General features: G+C 74.0%; 4 protein-coding genes and 1 pseudogene. 1 reads left to right on the top strand and 4 read right to left on the bottom strand.

All coding sequences use genetic code 11. The features are described from left to right. Positions 1–413 (bottom strand): cobalt-precorrin-5B (C(1))-methyltransferase (locus ABZY11_RS43420; RefSeq protein WP_356484461.1); only part of this gene is annotated, 413 nt, incomplete at its 3' end. A gap of 11 nt (positions 414–424) precedes the next feature. On the opposite strand from ABZY11_RS43420, the gene ABZY11_RS43415 reads away from it, so the two are divergent. Then, positions 425–1,180, top strand: coding sequence for a cobalt-precorrin-6A reductase (locus ABZY11_RS43415; RefSeq protein WP_356484460.1), 756 nt, complete (start codon positions 425–427; stop codon positions 1,178–1,180). Between the two features lie 18 nt (positions 1,181–1,198). On the opposite strand, the gene ABZY11_RS43410 is transcribed toward ABZY11_RS43415, so the two are convergent. The 3 genes and pseudogenes from ABZY11_RS43410 to ABZY11_RS43400 form a co-directional block, all read right to left on the bottom strand. Beyond that, entirely contained in the window at positions 1,199–2,704 is a 1,506-nt protein-coding gene (locus ABZY11_RS43410) for a precorrin-2 C(20)-methyltransferase (RefSeq protein WP_356484459.1), read from the bottom strand. A gap of 2 nt (positions 2,705–2,706) precedes the next feature. Then, positions 2,707–3,333 (bottom strand): precorrin-8X methylmutase, encoded by a 627-nt coding sequence (locus ABZY11_RS43405; protein ID WP_356484458.1) that lies wholly within the window; start codon positions 3,331–3,333, stop codon positions 2,707–2,709. Between the two features lie 72 nt (positions 3,334–3,405). Then, positions 3,406–3,917, bottom strand: a pseudogene (locus tag ABZY11_RS43400) (cobalamin biosynthesis protein CobG); the annotation flags it as partial.

Genomic DNA, 3,917 nt, shown 5'->3' with positions numbered 1-3,917 from the left:
CGGATCATCTGGCGCGGCACGGGGTTGACCGCCGGCTCCCCGACATCGAGCGGCAGCCCGGGAAGGGTGACCGTGCCCACTCCGGGGCCGGCCCGGAACACCACACCCGAGCCCGGCGGCAGCCGCCGTACGGTGACCCGGACGAGAGCGCCGTGCGTCACATCGGGGTCGTCGCCCGCGTCCTTGACCACCCCGGCCGTCGCCCGTCCCTCGGCCAGTTCCTCCACCGCGAGGGCGAAGGCGGGCGCCTGCCCCTTGGGTAGGGTGATCGTCACCGGGTCGGGGAAGTCACCCGTCAGCAGAGCCGTGTACGCGGCGGTGGCCGCCGCGGTCGCACAGGCGCCGGTGGTCCAGCCGGGCCGCAGACCGGTGTGTTTCAGCTGGGCGCTGCGTCCGCCCTCGATCTCACCCATGGATGGTTCCGATGCATGTACTCGTACTCGGCGGAACGACGGAGGCCCGTCGCCTCGCCGAGTCGCTGGTGGACGTTCTCCCGGCCGGTGCCAGGCTGACGAGTTCGCTCGCCGGACGCGTGGCCGGCCCCAGACTTCCGCCGGGCGAGGTCCGCATCGGCGGCTTCGGGGGAGCGGACGGGCTCGCCGCATGGCTGCGTACGCACCAGGTGGACGCGCTCATCGACGCCACCCATCCTTTCGCCGGGACGATCAGTTTCAACGCGGCCGCTGCCGCCGCTGCCGCCCATGTTCCCCTGCTGGCATTGCGCCGGCCCGGCTGGGTGCCCGTCGACGGCGACGACTGGCATCCGGCCGGTTCCCTGGCCGAGGCCGCGGCGGCACTGCCCGCGCTGGGCCGGAGGGTGTTCCTCACCACCGGCCGGATGGGACTGGCCGCCTTCGCCGGCCTGGACGAGCTGTGGTTCCTGATGCGCTCGGTGGACGCCCCCGAAGCGCCGTACCCCGCCCGGATGGAGGTCCTGCTCGACCGGGGCCCGTTCACCCTGGACGGGGAACGCGAGCTGATCCGCCGCCATCGCATCGACGTCGTCGTCACGAAGGACAGTGGAGGCGCCGCCACCGCCCCCAAACTCGCCGCGGCCCGCGAGGCGCGGATCCCGGTGGTGGTGGTGCGCCGGCCGCCCGTGCCCCGGGGCATCCCGGTCGTCGACGGCCCGGAACCGGCCGCCGCCTGGCTGCGCGAACACATCTTCCGCCAGGCGTAGGCGACGGCCGGTCCGGACTCAGTCCTCCGGATAGCGACGGGGCGTCCAGACGATCTGCTCCCCGTCACCGCGCCGTACCCAGCGGGTCTGCGACGACCCGACGAGCAGGATCGTGCGCATGTCGACCTCGGCGGGGTCGAGATCGGCCAGGCGTACGGTCCGCACGTTCTCGGCGGGCCCGCCCACATCCCGGCCGAGGACCACGGGCGTGTCCGGCGAGCGGTGTTCGAGCAGCAGGTCACGGGCCTTGCCGACCTGCCAGGTCCGGCTGCGCGAACCGGGGTTGTACAGCGCGAGCACCAGATCCGCCGCCGCGGCCGCGTGCAGCCGCTCCGCGATCACCTCCCACGGCTTGAGCCGGTCGGAGAGCGATATCGTCGCGTAGTCGTGGCCCAGCGGCGCACCCGCCCGGGCAGCGGCGGCATTGGCGGCCGTCACCCCCGGCAGCACCCGCACCGGCACCCGCGCGTACTCGTCCTGCGACGCCACTTCGAGGACGGCCGTCGCCATGGCGAAGACCCCGGGGTCGCCGCCGGACACCACGGCCACCCGCCGGCCGCGCCGGGCCAGGTCGAGGGCGAACTCGGCACGCTCCGACTCGACCTTGTTGTCCGAGCCGTGCCGCACCTGCCCCGGCCGGACCGGCACCCGGTCCAGATAAGTGGTGTAGCCGACCAGGTCGTCGGCGGCGGCCAGCGCCCCGCGCGACTCCGGAGTCAGCCACAGCGGCCCGGCCGGGCCGGTGCCGACCACGGTCACCTCGCCGCCCTCCGGGGCGCGTTCGGGACGCGGCGCGCCGATCCGGCTGGGCAGGACCGCGACCGCGAAGTACGGCACCGAGCCGGCGTCGACCTCGGCCAGTTCACCCACCCGCTCCCCGGCCATCGTGGCGCGCTCGACGTAACGCGCCTCGGGCAGCCGCCCGGATGCCTCGAAGGCGCCGCGCACGGCGGGAAACGTACGTCCCAGCTTCATCACCACGGCGGCGTCGGTGGCGGCGAGACGGGCGGTCAGCTCCTCCTCCGGCAGCGTGCCGGGCAGGATGGTCAGCACCTCCTCGCCCTCGACGAGCGGGGTGCCGAGCCGCGCGGCCGCCGCGCTGACCGAGGTGACGCCCGGGATCACCTCGGTCGGGTAGCGGTCGGCGAGCCGCTTGTGCATGTGCATGTACGAGCCGTAGAAGAGCGGGTCGCCCTCGGCCAGCACGGCGACCGTCCGGCCTGCGTCGAGATGCGCCGCCAGGCGGGCCGCCGCCCCGGCGTAGAACTCCTCCATCGCCCCCCGGTAGCCGCCCGGGTGATCCGTGGTCTCCGTCGTGACGGGGTAGACCAGCGGCTCCTCGACATGGTCGGCACGGATGTGCTTCGCCGCGATGGACCGGGCGATGGACCGCCCGTGCCGGGCGCTGTGGTAGGCGATGACATCGGCCTCGGCGATGATCTCCACCGCGCGTACGGTCATCAGAGCCGGATCGCCGGGGCCGAGCCCGACCCCGTACAGCCGGCCCGTCTGCTGCTCGCTCACGTCTACTCTTCCTCGCTGGCGATCGCGTTGAGGGCGGCGGCTGCGATGGCGCTGCCGCCGCGACGGCCTCGGACGATCAGATGCTCCAGCCCGGACGGGTGCGCGGCCAGGGCGTCCTTGGACTCCGCGGCACCGATGAAGCCGACCGGCACCCCGATGACGGCTGCGGGGCGCGGCGCGCCCTCCTCGATCATCTCCAGCAGCCGGAACAGCGCGGTCGGTGCGTTGCCGACGGCGACGACCGAGCCCTCCAGCCGGTCGCGCCACAGCTCCAGGGCGGCGGCGCTACGGGTGGTGCCCAACTCCTTCGCGAGCTCGGGCACCGCCGGGTCGGACAGGGTGCACACCACCTCGTTGTCCGCGGGCAGCCGCTTGCGGGTGACACCGCTGGCGACCATGGCCACGTCGCACAGGATGGGCGCGCCGGCCCGCAGAGCGGCGCGGGCACGGGCGACCGCGTCCGGGGTGAAAGCGAGATCGCGGACGAGGTCGACCATCCCGCAGGCATGGATCATGCGGACCGCGACCTGGCTCACATCGGCGGGCAGGCCCGCGAGATCCGCCTCTGCACGGATCGTGGCGAAGGACTGGCGGTAGATCGCCGGTCCGTCCTTCTCGTACTGGTGCACAGTGCTTTCGCTCTCTTCCTCGGGCGTGCAACGGTCGGGTACATCGGGTACAGGGGAGTCGGGCGTACGGGATCAGCCACGCGTACGACGGGCGGCAGCCACCGCGGCGGCGAGCCCACCGGAGCTGTCGGGGACGCTCACGGGAACGTCCCGTTCCTCGCCCCGCACGAGGGAGATCCGGTGTCCGTCGGGGGTGGCGACGACGTCGACCCACTCACCCCGGGGGTGGCCGCACCGGCGTTCGCATCCGGACCAGTACACCGGAAGCAGACCCACGACCCCCACCGAGGCCGCCGCCCGGGCCCGCACATCGGCCAGCGACTTCGCGCAGCCGGGCCGGCCGATACAGGCACCCACCCCAATCCAGGGGGAGTCGGGTCCGACGATGAGGCCGACGGCCCCCAGCTCGTCCAGCAGCCCCGCCGCCCGCCGCCGCTCCACCCCCGGTACGACGACCCCGCGCCACGGTGTCAGCCGCAGTTCACCTCGCCCCCGGTGCCGGGCCGTGTCCGTCAGCAACCGCCACTGCGCCGGGCCGATGCGCCCCAGCGGGACGCCGACGGAGAGCGCGGCCTCGTCGTGCG

This window comes from Streptomyces sp. NPDC006510 (assembly GCF_040611955.1).
Classification (GTDB): domain Bacteria; phylum Actinomycetota; class Actinomycetes; order Streptomycetales; family Streptomycetaceae; genus Streptomyces.
The sequence above is the reverse complement of the archived record's forward strand: the minus strand, read 5'-3'. Positions and strand labels throughout refer to the sequence as shown.

Excerpts from the sequence above, each read along its gene's own strand:
- ABZY11_RS43415 (WP_356484460.1), top strand. The coding sequence starts at position 425 with ATGCATGTACTCGTACTCGGCGGAACGACGGAGGCCCGTCGCCTCGCC.